Origin of the sequence: Saccharomonospora cyanea NA-134 (genome assembly GCF_000244975.1) — a bacterium.
Lineage (GTDB): Bacteria > Actinomycetota > Actinomycetes > Mycobacteriales > Pseudonocardiaceae > Saccharomonospora > Saccharomonospora cyanea.
In genome coordinates this window covers 3,869,213-3,886,777 of sequence record NZ_CM001440.1, presented here as the reverse complement: position 1 = coordinate 3,886,777, position 17,565 = coordinate 3,869,213, and the positions used below count along the sequence as shown (strand labels likewise).

The window sequence follows — 17,565 nt, the reverse complement described above, 5'->3', positions numbered from 1 at the left end:
GCGTCAGGGACAGAGCTGGACCAGCGCGGCCATCGACTTGGTGACGGCGTCGGCCAGGGCTCCGGCCTGGTGCACGGCGTCGCCGCCGGTGTTGAGGCCGACGTGCACCCCGCCCCGGTAGGGCGACACCGCGAACCCCACGGACTGGTGCGGCGCGAGCGGCACCACGGGATACGCCTCGCGCAGGGGTGCGCCGTCCAGCGACAGCGGTAGCCCGGGCAACGGCACGGTGGTGATCACGGTGTCGAACAACGCCGGGGCCGCGTGGGCGACGGTGCGGGTGGCCAGGCGATGCACCACACTCGGCAACCGTTCGGCGAGAACGGGCAGTGCGCCCGCGCCGCGCCGCGGCCCTGCCTGCTTGTTGCGGTTCATGGCGTCGGTCACCGCGCGCAGGCGGTCGAGCGGGTCGTCGACGTCGACGGGGAGTTCGCACAGGTAGCCGGACAGCGCGTTGCCGCCCGCGAACTCGCCGCGCCGTCGCCGGGTGCTGACGGGTACGAGCGCGCGGAGCGGACGTAGCCGGCCCCCGTCGTTGCGGCCTCGAAGCCACTCGCGCAGCGCCCCGGCCAGCACGGCGAGTACCACGTCGTGGGTGGTTCCCCCGTGGGCCCTGCGGACACGGCGCAGCTCGTCGGCGTCCAGGCGGACGAACCCGAGCTGCCGGAGCGTCGACTGCTCGGTCATGGTCGGCGACAGCGGGAACGGCTTCACCGCGCGCACTATCTCCGCGGCGATACCCAACGACTCGACGGTTTCGCCGAGCGCCCGCTGCGCGCCCCGCCACAGGGCGCCCAGCGGGGCGGGGTCGTTCCGGGCGCGGCCGCCGCCGGGCGGGAGCGCGGTGGGCGCCGACCGTGCGGTGGGCGCCTGGTCCAACAGTCCGAGCGCGAGCTCGGCCGCGCCCGTGCCGTCGCACAGGGCGTGGTGGATCTTCGCCAGCAGTGCGAACCGGCCGTGTGGGAGCCCGGTCACCACCTGGACGTTCCACAGGGGAGCACGGGGGTCGAGCGAGGTCGCCAGCCATCGGGACGCGTGGGCGGTGAGCGGGTCGGCGACGTCACTCGCGGTCACCTGATGGGTGCTGACGTGCGCCGCGGGGTCGAAGCGGGGATCGGTCTCCCACCGGTCGGGTAGCAGCGGCCATCCCTGCCGCAACCTCAGCCGCAGCCTGGGTGATCGCTCCGCCCGCTCGGCCACGAGAGCGGCGATCCGTCGGGCGTCGGCGCGCTCATCGGAGGGCGGTGCGGAGAACACCCCGACCGCGCCCATGTGCATGGGCGCCGCGGGTTGGTCGATACAGAGGAATGCCGTGTCCAGTGCGCTGAGCCGGTCGGCTGGCATCGGCGCCTCTCTCGGGAGTGGGTGACGTGGTCTGCTGCCGTCGCCGGCTGGGGAAGTGGTGCGGGGACTTGCCGCACCGCTTCCATATTCGGTCACGTCACCGCACTCGGCGAGTCACACGAGCGACAGACCGCGCGATCAGGGGATCACCGACAGGCTGATCGTCGCTCCCGGTTCGACGAGTTCACCCCCGCCGGGGCTCTGGTCGATCACGAAGCTGATCGGGCCACGTGAGTCACCACCCGACACCTCGAAGCCGGCCTCCCGCAGGATCTGCACGGCCTTCTCGGTACGCCGGCCGACGACGGAGGGCACCTCCACCGCGTTGGAGACGAAAACACCGACCCGGTTGCCCTGTTCGACCGTGCTGCCGTTCGCGGGCTCGGTGCGCACGACGTGCCCTGCGGGCACATCGGCGGAGAACTCCTTGCCCGCCTCGTAGGGCTCGAAGCCCGCGTCGCGCAGCGCCTGGAACGCCTGCTCCCGTGACTTGCCGCTGACGTCGGGCACGGGCGTCGGAGGCGGCCCCTTCGACCGCACGATCGTCACCGCGTCACCGACGTTGGCCTGGCTGCCCGGCTGCGGCTTGAGCGTGACCACAGCTCCTTCCGGAACGTCGTTGCTGTACTCGTCGGTCTCGGGGGAGACGCGGGGTTCCAGTTGCACGGCGCTGATGGCTCGTTCGGCCTCCTCCACCGACGCGCCCGCGCGCACGTCGGGCACCACGGGCCTGCCGAGGGAGACGAACACGGTCACCTCGTCGCCCTGCAACGCGCGGGCGCCGCTGTCCGGATCGCTGCGGATCACCGTGCCGGACGGCGTGGTGTTGTGCCGTTCCTCCGCGAACACGGGCGTCAGCTCCAGCTGCCGTAACGCCGTCTCGGCCTCGTCACGGGTCATTCCCGCGACCGAGGGAACGTCGACGTAGCGGCCGTTGGAGAACCACCACACCCCGGCGCCGACCCCGCCGAGCACGAGCAGCACCACGAGCGCGAGTACCACGAGCGGCGCGCGGCGCCGGGCCGGGGCGGCAGGGGAGACCTCGCCCGGGTCCGGCTGCTGGAGCCGCTCCGCGACGGGCCGCGGGAGCGCCTGCGTGCCGCGCGGGCCCGCCTCGGCGGGGACGGCGGGCAGGGCGGGGACGGTGAGTTCGGAGTCGGTCTCGGCCGGTGTCGCCCCGGAAGCCCGGGGAGCCGTCACGATCGGGACCGGTGTGGGGCGCAGGCCGAGCACCGAGCGGACGTTCTCCAGCTCGGCGAGGAACGCCTCCGCGTCGGCCGGTCGGGCGTCGACCTCGCGGCGCGTCGCCCGTACCACGAGGTCGTCGAGCGCCGGGGGCAATTCGGGGACCACCGTGCTCGGGGGCGGAACGTCGTCGTTGACGTGTCGGTAGGCCACCGACAAGGCGGTGTCACCGCGGTAGGGGACCTGTCCGGTGAGCATCTCGTACAGCAGGATGCCGGTCGAGTACACGTCCGAGCGGGCGCTCGCCGCTCCGGTCGACACCTGCTCGGGCGACAGGTAGGCGACGGTGCCGAGGATGACGCTCGTGCTCGTGGTGCCCGCGCTCGCCGCCGCTCGCACCAGTCCGAAGTCTGCGACCTTCACCACGCCCCCGGCATCACCGCCCGTGCCGATGAGCACGTTCTCCGGTTTGATGTCGCGGTGCACGAGGCCCGCCGTGTGGGCTGCGGCCAGCGCCGAGAGGACCTGTTCGGCGACCGTCAGGGCCAACGGAACGTCGAGGCGCCCGCGTTCGGTCAGCAGGTCGCGCAGCGTGCCGCCGTCCACCAGCTCCATCACCAGGAACGCGCGCGGGTTGTCGGAGCCCGTCGAGGTGTCGAACCCCTGGTCGTGGACGGCGACGACGTGCGGGTGGTGCAGCCGGGCCGCCGACCGGGCCTCCCGCTCGAACCGGTCGACGAACGACCGGTCTCCCGCGAACCGCGAGTCCATGACCTTGACGGCGACCGGGCGGTCGAGCCGGGTGTCGACTCCGCGGTACACCGACGACATCCCACCTCGGGCGATGAGGTCCCCGACGCGGTATCGCCGGTCGAGGAGGGCGCCTGCGAGGCTGGTTTCCGTGCGTGTCACAGCGGTCGATCCTACGTTCGGGGCGTTGGAGGGCACCGACGAGCGCACCCGTCGGCGGCGGGGCGAAAAAGGCCTGCTCTCGAAAGCTCCGATTATGGCAAGGTATGGGGTGTGAGTGCGATTCCTGTCGCTGACGATGTGCTTGACCCCGATGTCGCCGTGCTGACCGTCGCCGAGGTGGCGAGCACGATCGGACAGTCCGAGAACAAGGTTCGGCAGATGCTGCGGGACGGTCACCTCATCGCGGTCCGCAGAGACGGCAGCCTCGTGGTACCCGCCGACTTCGTCGGGTCCGACGGTGCGATCAAGGGCCTGCCCGGCACGATCACCGTGCTGTCGGACGCAGGGTTCACCCGCACCGAAATGCTGCGGTGGCTGTACTCGGAGGACGAGTCCCTTCCCGGTGTGACACCCATCAACGCGCTGCGGACGAGCCACGGTACCGAGGTCAAGCGGCGCGCGCAGGCGATGGCGTTCTGACGTCCTTCCCGGGCTTTCCGCAGCCGGGTCGTTCTGGTCGGCCGTTCTGCGATCCCGCCCACACGGCCGGACTGGGTCGCGTCGTGCGTCGTGACGTCCTGTGTTCGCGGTCGTTCGGACGGTTCTCGGCGTCCGCCCTGCGAGCGGTGGTCGCCTAGTCGTGCACGCCGTGGTGCGCGGCCACGAACGCGTGGCCGCGCACCATCCGGTCGGCGGATGCCGCCCGGTAGTCGTGCCGGGTCAGTACGGGCAGGTGGAGCGGTACTCCTCGATGGAGCGGTCGGTCGGGTTCGGGCAGAGGAACTGGCTGTAGCGGGTGTCGTCGTCGACGAACCGCTTGAGCCACGAGATCGAGTACTTCGCGATCGTGGTGTTCGAGATGTTCGGCGCGAAGTGGGTCGCACCGTTCAGTTCCAGGTAGGCCTTCTCCAGCGAGGACGGCAGGCTCTCGTAGAACGGCTCGGCGTGGCTGCGTACCGAGGCGATGCTGTCGTTCTCCGCGCCGATGATGAACGTCGGCACCCGCACCTCACCCCACGTCTTGTCGAGGTTCCACGGGGTCAGCGGGATGGACGCCTTGAGCGAGGGCCGGTCCGCGGTCGCCTCCAGCGAGCCGCCGCCGCCCATCGAGTGGCCCATCACGGCGAGCCGGTCGGGGTCGAGGCGCCGACGGACGTCGCTGTCGCTGCGCTCGACGAGGTAGTCGAGTGCGGCCAGGAGCTGGTCGCCACGCTGCCCCGGCTGGTCGAGCCGGGTGTTGGTGTCGATGGTGAACACGATGAACCCCTGGGAGGCGATCCGCTCGCCGTACCACGACATGCTGCCCTGGTCGGCGGTGAAGCCGGGGGCGACGGCGACGGCGCCGAACGTGCCCTCGCTGGTGTCGGTGGGGTAGTAGATCGTGCCGCCGCCGAAGCCGATGGCGAAGGACGACACGCGTTCCTCGGCCACCCGGAACGGCCCGCGGACGGCCTCGATGCTGCCCTCCGTCGGGTCGGGGCCGCGCTCGTAGGGATTCTCCTGCGCGGTGGTGACCTCCGCGCCCGCCACACCGGCGCCTGCCAGACCACTCGCCACGGCGAGAGCCGCGGTCAGCACGCCGATCGTCCGACTCACCCGGCCGTGAGGGCGGGTGAGCGACCTGCTTCGGATTCGCACTGCGTCGCTCCTTTGCGTCGAGAACAACCACGGCGACCTTCGATGGCCACCTGTGTCCGTACGGTGACGGACCGTGGTGATTCTGGACGCGCGCCGAGCGTCGTGGCATCGGCGAAATCACCAGTTGCTACCGATCGGTAGCAACTGGTCAGCGATACAGCGCCGCGAGCTCGACCCGCGATCGGACGTCGAGCTTCGCGAAGACGTTGCGCAGGTGGTGGTCCACGGTGCGGTGGCTGATGAACAGCTGCGCGGCGATCTCCTTGTTCGTCGCGCCCTCCGCCACCAGCCGTGCGATCCGCTCCTGCTGCGGGCTCAGCGCCCGCTCCCGTTCCGGGCCGCGCCGGACCCGGTGACCGCAGGCCCGCAGTTCCCGGGAAGCCCGCTGCACCCAGTGGGCCGCGCCGAGCTCGTCGAAAAGGTGCACGGCCTCCCGCAGCACCTCCCTGGCCTGCCCGGGCCTTCGACGACGACGCAGCCACGACGCGTACAGCAACTCCGTGACCGCGAGGTCGTAGGGTGCGTCGGCTTCGCGGTGCAACCGAACGGCCTCGGTGAAGTGCGCCCTCGCCTCCCCGGCCTTCTCGGCCTCCCCGGCCAGCAGCGCGTGGCACCGGTGGGCCAGCGCGGCCCTCGCGGTGCCTCCCGTGGTGGCGGCCCACTGCTCGAACGTCGCGAGGGCCCGCCTGGCGACGTCCCGCTCGCCGCACCGCACCGCGGCCTCGACGAAGTGCGGCACCGCCATCACCTTCAGCGGCACACAGTGCCGTGAGCGCCCCACGGACATGCGGCGGAACCGGTCGAAGGCCTCGGCGGGGCGGTCGTGCGCGAGGTCGACGCAGGCCGCCGCCCAGGTGGCGAGTGCGCTCGGCCTGCCGAGGCCGCGTTCGGCCAGCTCCGAGTTCGCGGCTTCGAGGCGGGTCCGTGCCGTGTCCTGGTCGCCCTGCAAGGCGGCCAGCATGGCGAGCACCGTGACGTGGTCGACGGCCGAGTTCGACTGGCCGAGCGCCCGCGCCATCGCAAGACCGTCCAGCGCGGTGGTGGTCGCCGCGGCGAGCTGCCCGGACAGCAGGGCCGACAGCGCCGCGTACACCAGTGCCCACGGCACGTTGGACTCGTCACCGCGGGCGCGGGAACAGATCACCGCCTGAAGGGCGAGGTCGCGTGCTCGTTCGGCGTCGCCGAGTGTGAACGCCGCCTGGCTCGCCAGCGTTTTCGCGGTGGGGTCCCCCGTCGTCTCGCCCAGCCGCACGAGCCGCCGCAAGGGTGCGGCCGCGTCGCCGTGCCGTCCGAGGAAGGTGGCCGACATCGCGGTGAAGTGCTCGCGCACGACGAGGGTCATCGGCCACTCGCGCGGTTCGCACAGCGACGCGGCGTCCTGCGCGGTGAGGCAGTAGCGCGCGTTGTCGCCCGCGACGAAGCTCGCCTCGCCGGCAAGCAGCAGTGTGGTGGCCGCCAGGGTCCGATGAGTGGGTGCCAGGCGGCGTGCCGTGGTGATGAGTTCGGCGGCCGCCACCGACGGGTTGCCCCTGCGCAGTTCGATCTCACCCGCCAGTCTGCTGATGCGGACGCCGAGATCACCGGTGGCGAGCGGGGTGGCGAGGCGCAGCACGGTCCGTGCGCGTTGAGGACGGCCCGACGCCCAGTGGTCCGTGGCCGCGGCCACGAGCCGTTGGGCCCGTTGTGCCGAGTCGGGGGACAGCGCCGCCGCCCGTTCGCTCGCGGCGGCGGCCGTGCCGTAGGCGGCTTCGGTGCGGGCCCGCCGGGCGAGCCGGTCCAGTTGCTCGGCGACGTCGGACGCCGGTGCGGTGGCGGTGGCGGCGCGGTGCCACACCGCCCGGTCACGTTCACCCGTGGCCTCGGCGGTCTCCGCGAGTCGGCGGTGCGCGGCCTCGATCTCCCTCGGAGGGAGCGAGGCGAGCACGGCCGACGGCACGACGTCCTCCGCCAGGTGGATCGCGTCGGTGTCGACCACCACCAGGCCGGACCGTACGGCCTCGGTCAGCGCGGTTTCGCCGTCCTGGGTGGCCGCCCGACGGGCGAGCGGGCCGTCGAGTCCCTGGGCCGCGGCGGCCAGCGCCACCACGGCCCGGACGGGTGCGGAGAGGGCGGACACCCGCCGCTTCACGGCGCGGCACAGCCTGCCAAGGGGCGGGGGTGACAGCGGGGGAGCAGCCCGGCCACAGAGGTGACCGGGCGACAGGCTCTCGGTGAGTTCGACGAGGGCGAGGGGGTTGCCGCGCGCGGTGTCGACCAAGGTGTCCGCGAGATCGTGGGGAAGGGAGGGGCCGAGCCGGTCGCTCAGGAGCTCGTGAGCGGCCTCGTCGGTCAGCCTGCCGAGGTGGAGGCGGGGCAGTCCCGCCCACACCGACGGGTCGCGGCGGGAATCCGGCGCGGCGGTGTGGTCGACGGTGAACACGAACGCCAGACCGATGTGGCGGATGCGCCGGGCCACGAACGTGAGGGCCGACAGGGACGCCTCGTCGAACAGGTGCGCGGAGTCGACACAGCACAGCGTGGGTTGCCTGCCTGCGGCGACGTCGAGCAGAGCCGAGACCGCGGCCGGAACGGCCAGCGGGCCGCCGGGGTCCGCCTCGGTGGGGGGCAGGCCCAACACGGGACGCAGGGCCCGGGCACGATCGTCCGGCAGCAGCGCGACCAGGTCGCCGAGGGACCGCAGTAGTTGTTCGGCACCGGCGAAGTGGACCGCGCGCTCGGGCACGTTTCCCTCGGCCCTGAGCACCCGGAAACCGTCGGCCTGTCGGACGAGCGCGTCGAGAAGCGTCGTCTTCCCCGTCCCCGGCGCCCCGACGATGACGATTCCGCCACCGTTGCCCTGGGCGGCGGCGGCGAGTAGTCCGGTCAACGCGGCGAGTTCACGATCACGCCCGCGCACCGGCCGTGCGTGCGCGGGCGTGCCATCCTCCACGGCGAGCACCTCGTCAGTGTCGCGCCTTGGTCACCGCCCGGAAAGATCCCCTCGTGGGGAATCACCGTCGGCCGTTCCGGCTGTCCCTCCACGCGAGCCACTCGCGGAGTTCGCCGAACTCGTAGTCGGGTCCGCTCGCGGTCATCGTGAACAGCGTGATGCCGAGGTCCGCGAGTTGGTCGCCGGAGTCGGACGGGGAGCCGGACACCTCCACGGACCGTTCGATCTCCGCCGGGTCGCGGCCGACGTCGGCGCAGTGCCGGTCGAGGACCTCGATCTTGCGGGCGGCCACCTCGACGTCGCCGAAACCGTGCCAGATGTCGGCGTGCTGGGCCACCAGCCGCAGGGTCTTCCTCTCCCCACCGCCGCCGATCAGCACCGGGATCTTGCGAGTGGGCGCCGGATTCAGCTTCGAGAACCGCCGTTCGATACGGGGCAGTGCCTCCCCGAGGTCGGCGATCCGGCTGCCCGCGGTACCGAACTCGTAGCCGTACTCCGCGTAGTCCTTTTCGAACCAACCCGCACCGATGCCGAGGATGAGCCTGCCGCCGCTGATGTGGTCCACGGTGCGTGCCATGTCGGCGAGCAGCTCCGGGTTGCGGTAGCTGTTGCAGGTGACGAGCGCGCCGATCTCCACGCGGGAGGTGGCCTCCGCCCACGCACCCAACATGGTCCAGCACTCGAAGTGCTTGCCCTCCGGGTCACCGCTCAGCGGGTAGAAGTGGTCCCAGTTGAACAGGATGTCCACACCGAGGTCCTCGGCCTCCGCCGCGGCGCGCCGGATGGCGTCGTAGTCGGCGTGCTGGGGTTCGAGTTGCAACCCGATACGGACGGGGCGGTCGTTCCTGATCGTCATACCTTCGTACCCTAGTGGCGGCTGGAGAGGGCGAACGCGACTCGCTCGGCGGCGAGTCGACCCGAGACGAGTACCGGTGGGATTCCCACGCCCGGTGTCGTACCGCAGCCCGCGAGGACGACGTTGCCCGCTCCGCGCACGCGGTTGGCCGGCCGGAACGGGCCGGTCTGGGCGAGTGTGTGCGCGAGTGAGAACGGCGTCCCGGCGCCGAGCCCTTCGCCCGACCAGGTGCGCGGCGTGGCGACGTGTTCCACGACGAGGTCCTCGGCTATGCCGTGGAGTCCCCGCGCTTCGAGCGTGCGGAGCAACTCGTCGCGGTAGGCGGTGGTGATCCTCGGCCAGTCCACCCGCGAGGTGTGCAGGTTGGGCGCGGGGGCGAGCACGGTGATCACGTCCTCGCCGGGCGGGGCCAGGGTGGGGTCGGTGGCGGTGGGCCGGGTGACGAGCAGCGACGGGTCGCTCATCAGCCTGCCCTGCCGGACGATCTCGGAGAACGTGCCGTGCCACGCGTCGCCGAAGAACAACGTGTGGTGGCCCAGCCCGGCTGTGCCGTACTCGCCGTGCCCATCGCGCCTGCTGTGCCCGTAGAGGACCACCGCCGACGGCGAGTACCGCAGTCGCACCGGCCTGCGCGGGGTCCGGCCCAGCAGCGCGTACGCGGTGGTGAGTTCGGTCGCGAGCACCACGGCGTCGCACCGGATGCGCTCCCCGGTGCCGGTGTGCACGGCGCGAACGTCTCCGTCGGACGCCCTTTCGAGGTGCTCCGCCGACGTGCCCAACCGCACGGTCGCGCCCGCCGCGCGCGCGGTGGCCGTCATCGCCCTCGCCACCTGGCCCATGCCGCCCATCGGGTAGTGGACGCCCGCGACCGTGTCCATGTAGGCGATCACACCGTAGGCCGCCAGAGCCCGCATGGGATCCAGCCCCGCGTAGAGCGACTGGAACGTGAACAGCCGGCGAAGCCGCTCGTCGCCGATGAACCGCGCGACCTTGGCGCCGAGCCTGCCGAAGCCGCCCAGCGTGGCCAGCCGCGCGAGTTCCGGCGTGGCGAGGTTCAGCACGGAGTCGAAGTTCGCCCCGATGAACCGGTCACGTTGCACGGCGTACAGCTCCGTCAGCCACTGCCGGAGCCTGCGGTACCCGGCGGCGTCCGCGGGACCCGCCACGGCGCGGATCTCCGCCTCCATCACCTCCGGGTCGGTGTGCACCGCGATGGTGCTGCCGTCGGCGAAGTACGCGCGGTAGGCCGGGTCCAACCGCGTCAGCGTCAGCCGTTCTCCGACACTCGTCCCGACGGCGGCGAACGCCTCGTCGAGCAACTCGGGCATCGTGAGCACGCTCGCGCCCGTGTCGATGCGGTAGCCGTTCACCACGCGGTCGGCCACCCGCCCGCCCGGTTCCGTCTCGCGTTCGAGCACCGTGACGCTGCGGCCCGCGCCCAGCAGGTGCAGAGTGGCGGACAGTCCCGCCAGCCCCGCACCCACCACCACGACGTCGGCGGCCGTCTCGTCGGTTGTCGCCGTGTCCGCCTCCACCCGCACTCCCTTCGTTCGGGACGCGCCGGGCAGGCCGACGACGCGTCAGGACGTCCTTCGGGTCGCCCTGTCCGCGAGTTCCGCGAGCCGCTGCGCGGCCGGTTCGGCGAGCGCCGCCCGCTGCAGAGAGGCCAGTGCGCCAGCGGTCATCTCCTCGATCCGGCGTTCGACCTCGGCCACCGCGCCGACGTCGACGAGTGCCTGCCGGACGTCGTCCACCTCGGCGTCGGTCAGCCGGGAATCGCCCACCGCGTCGGCGATCACCTTCCGCTCACCGTCACGGCCCTGCTGCTCGGCGTAGGCCAGGCCGAGTGCCAGCAGCAGCGTCCGCTTGCCCTCGCGTAGGTCGTCCCCCGCGGGTTTACCCGTCACGGACGGGTCTCCGAACACGCCGAGCAGATCGTCCCTCAACTGGAAGGCGACACCGATGTCACCGCCGAACTCCAACAGCGCGTCGACGAGGGGCTGCTCCGCCCCGGCCAGTGCCGCGCCCAGGTGCAGCGGGCGCTGGACGGTGTAGGCCGCCGTCTTGAGCCGGTCGACGCGCAGAGCCGCCTCCGCGGACGCGTCTCCGGTCGCCTGCGTGTGGACGTCGAGGTACTGCCCGGCGAGCACTTCCGTGCGCATGGCACGCCATGCCGGGCGGGCGGAGAGCAGTGCCGGGGCGGGCAGCCCGCACTCGGCGAACATGTCGTCGGCCCACGCCAGGGCGAGGTCGCCGATGAGGACGGCGGCGGCCCGCCCGAACGACTCGGCCGAGCCCAGCCAGCGTCCCTGAGTGTGGCGCGCCGCGAACGCCACGTGCACCGTGGGGGAGCCGCGGCGGGAGTCGGACGAGTCGATGACGTCGTCGTGGACGAGTGCGCACGCCTGGATGAGTTCCAGGCTCGCCACGGCACGCAGTACGCCCTCCGCCTCCTCGGAGTCCGGATCGCCGCCCGCTCCGCGCCAACCCCACCAGGCGAACGTCGGCCGCAGTCTCTTGCCGCCGCCGAGTACGAAGTCGCTCAGCGCGTCCACCGCCGGTCCGAACGTCGGCTCGGTGCGGCGGATCGGTTCGCCCGCGCGGTGCAGGAAATCCCTCAGTACGCGGTCGATCTCGGACGGCAGGTCGGCGTCGAAGTGGTGCATGTCCTCATGGTCCCAGGCGAGGGAAAAGTGGTGTCTGCCCACATCCGCCAACGGGTAGCGTGCTGGCATGAACGTCCACGAGATCTCTGATCAGTTCCTCGACGACTACGCCGCGGCGCACCCGGACCTGGCGGCGGTCGTCGGGGTCGGTGACCACGACGACCAGGTCACCGACTACTCCCCGGAGGGTCACGCCGCGCGGGGAGCCATCCTGCGTAGGGCGTTGCGCGCCATGGAGGCGGCGGAGCCCACCAACGACAGCGAGCGGGTCGCGAAGGCCGTGTTCACCGAGCGGGTCGGCAACGAGCTCGCGATCCACGAGGCGGGGCTCGACGTCGCGTCGTTGAACGTGATCGCCAGTCCCCCGCAGGACATGCGCATGGTGTTCGACCTGCTGCCGACGGCGACCACCGAGAACTGGGAGACGATCGCCGCGCGCATGGCCGGGGTGCCCGGCGCGCTCGACGGAGTCCGTGCCTCACTGCTGGCCGCGTCCGAGGCCGGTAGGGCTCCCGCGCTGCGGCAGGTCACCAAGGTCGCGGAGCAGGCCGACGTCTGGTCGGGCCTGTCCGGCGGCACGGGGTACTTCGAGACGCTCGTGAGCAAGGCCGACGGTGTGCCGGACAGCCTGAAGCAGAAGCTCGACAAGGCCGCGCGCGAGGCGCAGGAGGCGTTCGCCGAGCTGGCCGGGTTCCTGCGCGCGGAGCTGGCGCCCGAGGCGCCGACGAAGGACGCCGTCGGTGAGGACGTCTACCGGTTGCGGTCGCAGTACTTTCTCGGTGCCGACCTCGACCCGCGCGAGTCGTACGAGTGGGGCTGGGAGGAGTTCACCCGCGTCGAGCGTGAGGCCAAGGAGGTCGCCGAGCGCATCAAGGCGGGCGCGACGCTGGCCGAGGCCGCCCAGGCACTGGACGCCGACCCGCGGTACCGCGTGCGTGGCCAGGCCGAGTTCGAGGCGTGGATGCAGCGGCTCTCCGACGACGCGCTGGCCGCCCTGCGCGACGTCCACTTCGAGATCCCGGACCCGGTCATGAACCTGGAGTGCCGTATCGCCCCACCCGGTGGTCCGGTGGGCGCCTACTACACGGGCCCCAACGAGGACTTCACCCGGCCCGGCCGTATGTGGTGGTCGGTGCCCGCCGGCAAGGAGGAGTTCTCCACCTGGCGCGAGGTGAGCACCGTCTACCACGAGGGGGCTCCGGGCCACCACCTGCAGATCGCGACGCAGGTCCACGAACGGTCCCTGAACCGGTTCCAACGCATGTTCGCCATGACCTCCGGGCACGCCGAGGGCTGGGCGCTCTACGCGGAGCGGCTGATGCAGGACCTCGGCTTCCTCTCCGACGACGGCAACCTGCTGGGCATGCTCGACGCGCACCTCTTCCGCGCGGCGCGCGTCATCGTGGACACCGGCATGCACTTGGAGCTGGAGATCCCGAAGGGCACCGGATTCCACGAGGGCGAGCGGTGGACTCCCGAGCTGGGGCTCGAGTTCATGCTCACGCGCACCATCACCGACGCCGACCACGTGCACGACGAGATCGACCGCTACCTCGGCTGGCCGGGCCAGGCCACCGCCTACAAGCTGGGCGAGCGGCTCTGGCTGGAGGCGCGGGAGGAGACCCGCCGTCGTGAGGGCGAGGCGTTCGACCTCAAGACGTTCCACACCAGGGCGTTGCGCATGGGCGGCATGGGCCTCGACACGCTCAAGGAACTGCTCTCCGCCTGAAAGCGGCGTGGGTGCCGTCCGGTTCAGTCCTGGCTGAGCCGGACGGCCTCCTGGTCGTCGGCGCGCTGGAGGACGTCGAACGGCGTGGCCAGCCCGTCGCGTGTGACGCGCCTGACGTCGGTGAACCGGTACACCAGCAGCGCCAGTCCCAGAATCACGTAGATGCCGCTGAGCACGGCGATCACGATCCGGTCGATCTCCTCCGGCAGCACGATGCTGGTGACGAACTGGATCGAGAACAACGTCAACAGCGCCGTCGCCCAACGTGCCGTCATGGTCAGCGACACCAGGATCGCCACGGCGAAGAACGACTGCGCAGCGGTGATCATCAACTCGAACCGCTGGTGCAGGTCGATCGGCAGGCCGTCGAACGAACCGCTGGAGATGGCGAACACGATCGGGATGGTGCCCACCAGCAGGGTCCACTGGTTCACCTTGCTCGAAATCAGCGTGCCGAGCGCCGAGCTGGCGTGCAGCTTCCACGCGAACAGGCACGCGACGATCAGCTCCGGCGACTCGCTCGCCAGGGGTGCGACCCACTGTACGAGCAGGAAGTGGTCGATGCCGAGTTCGGTACCCGTCTCCACGAGGTTGTGCGCGAAGTGCTCCGCCGTGGCGAGGATGACGATCGCGGCGAGGCCGAACATGGCGCCGTACAACCAGCGCCGGGCCGCCTTCGGGCGGTTGCCGACCCACGCCGACGTGCCCGTGAGTTCGGGTTCCTCCACGGGAGCCTTCGCCAGCCGCCACGCGTAGGCGACGAACAGGGACACGAGCACGGCCGCGTCCACGAGCGTCAGCGAGTCACGCAACGGCAGGTGCAGCGAGTACACCGTGGCCGCGCCGAGGAAGAAGACCTCCACCGACATGCGGCGGGGCAGCTTCACCCAGCCCTTGTGCGCGGACGCGCTGTGGGCGCCGCCGTTGCGGCGCGCCCGCACCACAGCCAGCGTGGCCACGAGCACCACCAGCGGCCAGCCGACACCGACGAGGATCCGGTTGGCCCCGGTCATGTTGGCCAAGGCCAGTGAACAGGGATTGGACCCGTCCGGTCCCGACATGCAGTGCCCGTGTTCGGCGTTGATCACGCCCGCGTTCACGGTGAACACGAAGTCGACCGCGTACTCGGGCAGCACGGCGAGGAAGGCCAGCAGGGCCAGGGCGAGTCCGCCGTTGATGTCGACCTGTGCCGCCTCCGCCGCCCACGACAGGATGAACGCGGCGCCGACGATCGCGATGCCGTAGACGAGCGCGGCGAACGGCGCGGGGAGCTGGGGATGTGGGAACCCCAGGTAGTCGGCGGCGCCGATGTAGAGCCCGGGCAGCGTCACCAGGGCCGCGAGCGGCAGTGGCGGTGTGAGGCGATCACTACGGTCCGGCACCCGCATCATGTTCCCGGCGTGTTCATGATCGAAACCACGGGTGGTTCCACTGCCGTGGAGCGTGAGGCTCCGGCTACGATCCCGCCATGCACCGAGTGTTCCCGCCGCTGTCGCCCCCGCGCTCCTGACGCGGGGTGACCGCCACGACCGTCTGTTCCGGCCGAACCGTGTCCGGCTTCCGGTGACGGTCTGTTTCGTCGCGCCCCGCGTCGTCCGTCGTCCGTCGTTCGACTTCCTGACGTTGGAGCGCGTTTCTCATGTCCACCATCAGTGCCGCGCCGTCGCGCGCGGCCTCCGCCAGTTTGATCACCGCCGGGGTTCTGTGGGGTACCGGCGGCCTCGCCGGGGCCGTCCTGTCGGAGCGGGCCGGACTGTCCTCTGTCGCCGTCGCCGTGTGCCGGTTGTCGCTCGGTGGTGTCTTCGCCCTGCTCCTGCTGGGCTGCGCGGGCAGGCTGCGGGCCCTGCCCCGCACGGGAGCGGCGTTGCGACGCCTGCTCGCGGCCGGCGCCTTGCTGGCCCTCTACCAGGCGTGTTACTTCGCCGCGGTGACGCTGACCTCGGTGAGTGTCGCCACGATGACCACGATCGGCAGTGTCCCGGTGTTCGTGGCCCTCGCGGGCAGCGTGCTGGAACGCCGACTGCCCGACCTGGTGACCACGACGTCCGTCATGTGTGCCGTGCTGGGACTCGTCCTGCTCACCTGGTCGCCCGGTGATGCCTCCGGGGGAGGGAGCCTCGTCCTCGGACTCGCGTGCGCACTCACCTCCGGAGCGGGCTTCGCGGCCCTGACACTCGTCACCCGCGACACCGTCGAGGGGCTGGATCCGCTGCGCACCACGGCGTTCGGCTGCCTGGTGGGGGCGGTCCTGCTGTTGCCGCTCCTCGCACTGTCGCCCGTGCCGCTGGGCGACGCGCTGTGGCCGGTGGGGGCCGACGTGCTCGCCGTGGCGGTCTACCTGGGCGCGGTGCCCACGGCCCTGGCCTACGGCGCGTACTTCCGTGGTCTCGCGGGATCACGTCCGGTCGTCGCGGCGTTGTCCGCGCTGCTGGAGCCGCTCACGGCGGCCGTGCTGGCAGCGGTGCTCCTCGGTGACGACCTGGGGCTCACCGGGTGGTGCGGCGCGGCGTTGCTGGTCGGGGCCGTGGCCGGCGGTTATGTGCGGCCCGCCCGCTGATTGTTGATCTTCCCTGCGGCCGGTCGTTAGCCTTCGCCCCGTCGGAAACCCGTCGCCGGAGGTGTCCGTGGAGCTACCGGAGCTGGAACTCGAACGGATCGCGCGAGTCCACGTGGAACTCGACGACGCCCTGCAGGTGGGCCCCACGGCGAGGGGAGTGCGGCGCGTCGTGCCGATCACCGGAGGGCGGATCGACGGCGACCGGCTGCGAGGGGAGATCCTGCCAGGTGGAGCCGACTGGCAGCTCGTGCACGACGACGGCAGTACCACCATCGACACGCGCTACACCGCGCGGACCGACGACGGCGCGCTGGTGTACCTCGCCACCTCGGGGGTACGCCACGGCACGGCCGACGTGCTCCGGCGCGTGGCCGCGGGGGAGGCGGTGGACCCCCGCGAGTACTACTTCCGCCTCGGGGTCCGGCTCGAATCGGGCGACGAGCGGTACGCGTGGCTGACCCGCACACTGTTCGTGGCGAGTGCGGCGCGGCTGGTCGACGCCGTGGCGTACGACCTGTACGCGCTGGCCTGAGCCGCCATCTCAGTCGAGGGGCAGCGTCCGTCCCAACACGGCGAACGCCCGAGGGTCGCCCGTGAACCGGTAGTCGCGCAGCACGTCGACGAAGCCGAGCCTGCGGTACAGCCGCCACGCGCGGGTGGGCCCCTCCGGGGTCGACAGCAGCACGTGCCGCTGCTCGACCCCGTCCAGCAGCGTGCGCAGCAGCGTCTCACCGATGCCGCGACCGTGGTGGTCGGGCCGCACGTGGATCTCCGTGAGTTCGAAGTAGTCGGACAACCAGGTCTGCGCGGTGTCCTCGCCCTCCCGGGCCACCACTCCGCGGCGTACCTGCTCGTACCACCATTGACCGGGACTGCCCTGGTAGCCGTAGGCCACGCCCACCAAAGCGTCGTCGGCGTCGAAAGCCGCGACGCCGCGCCAGCCCGCGCGCAGGGCGTGGGTGAGCCACATGGGCGCCCGTTGCTGCGCGGTGTTCGGCGGGTAGTTCATGGCCGCCACGTAGATCGACAGCGCTTCGGGAAGCAGCGCGCGGAACTCCTCGCCGGTGAGCCGGACGATGCGCTTGTGGCCGGGCGAGGTCGTGGTCATCGTGGTGCTGCCCTTCCGGTGTGGGGGTCGGTCGAGTCGGGTGGGCCCGCGTGGGAGACGCGGACGGTCTGGGAGGCGACCGTGGCGGGGCGGCCTCCGGTGGCTGCGACGAGGCCGGCGAACGTGGTGGGGAAGACGGTGTGCGGGTGTCCCGCCGCCGCCCACACGGTGCCGTACTCGCGCAGTGCCTCGTCCACCAGTGTGGTGATGCGACCGGGATGGCCGACCGGCGCCACCCCGCCGATCACGTGCCCCGTGTGCGCCCTGACGAAGTCGGGATCGGCCCGTTCGACGCTCCGTGCCCCGGTGAGCGTGGCGAGCCTGCCGGTGTCCGCCCGGTGGGCGCCCGAGGTGAGCACGAGCAGGGGCGCCGACGTGCCGTCGGCGGTCGTCATGCGGAACACCAGGCTGTTGGCGATGGCGCCCACGGGCACTCCCAGTGCTCCGGCGGCCTGCGCTGCCGTGCGAGCGGCACGGGGGAGGAACCGGATGCGCTCGGCGCTGTCGGTCTGGCCCGCTTCGGCGAGCGCGACGGCGACCTTGGCGACGGCCGGGTGATCGCGGGCGGGGTCGGTGGATCGGTCGGGTGTCCGGCTCATAGGGCTATGAGATCACGGCTCGTTCCGGCGTGCGACGCAGCT

14 protein-coding genes are annotated in these 17,565 nt (G+C 71.8%); 4 read left to right on the top strand and 10 right to left on the bottom strand.

Features of this window, described 5'->3' with window-relative positions; translation table 11 throughout:
* Window positions 1–3: 3 nt before the first annotated feature.
* A complete protein-coding gene (locus tag SACCYDRAFT_RS17970) occupies window positions 4–1,344 on the bottom strand; it encodes a wax ester/triacylglycerol synthase family O-acyltransferase (protein ID WP_005458357.1) in 1,341 nt (446 codons plus the stop codon).
* 138 nt (window positions 1,345–1,482) lie between these two features.
* On the bottom strand, window positions 1,483–3,441 hold the full coding sequence (gene pknB, locus SACCYDRAFT_RS17965) for a Stk1 family PASTA domain-containing Ser/Thr kinase (RefSeq protein WP_005458355.1): 1,959 nt from the start codon (window positions 3,439–3,441) through the stop codon (window positions 1,483–1,485).
* A gap of 111 nt (window positions 3,442–3,552) precedes the next feature.
* On the opposite strand from pknB, the gene SACCYDRAFT_RS17960 reads away from it, so the two are divergent.
* Window positions 3,553–3,921 carry an Rv2175c family DNA-binding protein gene (locus SACCYDRAFT_RS17960; RefSeq protein ID WP_005458354.1) on the top strand — a complete coding sequence of 123 codons (369 nt, stop codon included), beginning with the start codon at window positions 3,553–3,555 and terminating at the stop codon, window positions 3,919–3,921.
* A 240-nt stretch (window positions 3,922–4,161) separates the two neighbouring features.
* Here the strand turns inward: SACCYDRAFT_RS17960 and SACCYDRAFT_RS17955 are convergent, their stop codons facing one another.
* From SACCYDRAFT_RS17955 to SACCYDRAFT_RS17935, 5 genes are all read right to left on the bottom strand, one after another.
* Window positions 4,162–5,079, bottom strand: coding sequence for a poly(ethylene terephthalate) hydrolase family protein (locus SACCYDRAFT_RS17955; protein ID WP_005458352.1), 918 nt, complete (start codon window positions 5,077–5,079; stop codon window positions 4,162–4,164).
* A 148-nt stretch (window positions 5,080–5,227) separates the two neighbouring features.
* Complete coding sequence (locus SACCYDRAFT_RS17950; RefSeq protein WP_043536620.1) at window positions 5,228–8,017, bottom strand: helix-turn-helix transcriptional regulator; 2,790 nt, start codon at window positions 8,015–8,017, stop codon at window positions 5,228–5,230.
* A gap of 52 nt (window positions 8,018–8,069) precedes the next feature.
* Window positions 8,070–8,864: an LLM class F420-dependent oxidoreductase gene (locus tag SACCYDRAFT_RS17945; RefSeq protein ID WP_005458348.1), complete on the bottom strand. Its 795-nt coding sequence runs from the start codon at window positions 8,862–8,864 to the stop codon at window positions 8,070–8,072.
* Window positions 8,865–8,875: 11 nt separating this feature from the next.
* A complete protein-coding gene (crtI, locus tag SACCYDRAFT_RS17940) occupies window positions 8,876–10,399 on the bottom strand; it encodes a phytoene desaturase family protein (RefSeq protein ID WP_005458346.1) in 1,524 nt (507 codons plus the stop codon).
* A gap of 45 nt (window positions 10,400–10,444) precedes the next feature.
* On the bottom strand, window positions 10,445–11,530 hold the full coding sequence (locus SACCYDRAFT_RS17935) for a polyprenyl synthetase family protein (protein ID WP_005458344.1): 1,086 nt from the start codon (window positions 11,528–11,530) through the stop codon (window positions 10,445–10,447).
* 67 nt (window positions 11,531–11,597) lie between these two features.
* On the opposite strand from SACCYDRAFT_RS17935, the gene SACCYDRAFT_RS17930 reads away from it, so the two are divergent.
* Window positions 11,598–13,259: a DUF885 domain-containing protein gene (locus tag SACCYDRAFT_RS17930; protein ID WP_005458343.1), complete on the top strand. Its 1,662-nt coding sequence runs from the start codon at window positions 11,598–11,600 to the stop codon at window positions 13,257–13,259.
* A 23-nt stretch (window positions 13,260–13,282) separates the two neighbouring features.
* On the opposite strand, the gene SACCYDRAFT_RS17925 is transcribed toward SACCYDRAFT_RS17930, so the two are convergent.
* Window positions 13,283–14,647 carry a sodium/calcium exchanger protein gene (locus SACCYDRAFT_RS17925; RefSeq protein ID WP_005458341.1) on the bottom strand — a complete coding sequence of 455 codons (1,365 nt, stop codon included), beginning with the start codon at window positions 14,645–14,647 and terminating at the stop codon, window positions 13,283–13,285.
* 251 nt (window positions 14,648–14,898) lie between these two features.
* Between SACCYDRAFT_RS17925 and SACCYDRAFT_RS17920 the strand changes: the two genes are divergently transcribed.
* Complete coding sequence (locus tag SACCYDRAFT_RS17920; RefSeq protein ID WP_005458339.1) at window positions 14,899–15,816, top strand: DMT family transporter; 918 nt, start codon at window positions 14,899–14,901, stop codon at window positions 15,814–15,816.
* A gap of 67 nt (window positions 15,817–15,883) precedes the next feature.
* On the top strand, window positions 15,884–16,348 hold the full coding sequence (locus SACCYDRAFT_RS17915) for a DUF3237 domain-containing protein (protein WP_005458337.1): 465 nt from the start codon (window positions 15,884–15,886) through the stop codon (window positions 16,346–16,348).
* A 9-nt stretch (window positions 16,349–16,357) separates the two neighbouring features.
* On the opposite strand, the gene SACCYDRAFT_RS17910 is transcribed toward SACCYDRAFT_RS17915, so the two are convergent.
* Both SACCYDRAFT_RS17910 and SACCYDRAFT_RS17905 read right to left on the bottom strand, forming a co-directional pair.
* A complete protein-coding gene (locus SACCYDRAFT_RS17910; protein ID WP_005458334.1) occupies window positions 16,358–16,924 on the bottom strand; it encodes a GNAT family N-acetyltransferase in 567 nt (188 codons plus the stop codon).
* Window positions 16,921–17,523 carry a YbaK/EbsC family protein gene (locus tag SACCYDRAFT_RS17905; protein ID WP_005458332.1) on the bottom strand — a complete coding sequence of 201 codons (603 nt, stop codon included), beginning with the start codon at window positions 17,521–17,523 and terminating at the stop codon, window positions 16,921–16,923. Before SACCYDRAFT_RS17905 ends, SACCYDRAFT_RS17910 begins: the two co-directional genes overlap by 4 nt.
* Between the last annotated feature and the right edge of the window lie 42 nt (window positions 17,524–17,565).

Coding starts and splice junctions, on each gene's coding strand:
- SACCYDRAFT_RS17970 (WP_005458357.1), bottom strand. CDS start 1,344: ATGCCAGCCGACCGGCTCAGCGCACTGGACACGGCATTCCTCTGTATC.
- SACCYDRAFT_RS17945 (WP_005458348.1), bottom strand. CDS start 8,864: ATGACGATCAGGAACGACCGCCCCGTCCGTATCGGGTTGCAACTCGAA.
- SACCYDRAFT_RS17935 (WP_005458344.1), bottom strand. CDS start 11,530: ATGCACCACTTCGACGCCGACCTGCCGTCCGAGATCGACCGCGTACTG.
- SACCYDRAFT_RS17930 (WP_005458343.1), top strand. CDS start 11,598: ATGAACGTCCACGAGATCTCTGATCAGTTCCTCGACGACTACGCCGCG.
- SACCYDRAFT_RS17925 (WP_005458341.1), bottom strand. CDS start 14,647: ATGCGGGTGCCGGACCGTAGTGATCGCCTCACACCGCCACTGCCGCTC.
- SACCYDRAFT_RS17920 (WP_005458339.1), top strand. CDS start 14,899: ATGTCCACCATCAGTGCCGCGCCGTCGCGCGCGGCCTCCGCCAGTTTG.
- SACCYDRAFT_RS17910 (WP_005458334.1), bottom strand. CDS start 16,924: ATGACCACGACCTCGCCCGGCCACAAGCGCATCGTCCGGCTCACCGGC.
- SACCYDRAFT_RS17905 (WP_005458332.1), bottom strand. CDS start 17,523: ATGAGCCGGACACCCGACCGATCCACCGACCCCGCCCGCGATCACCCG.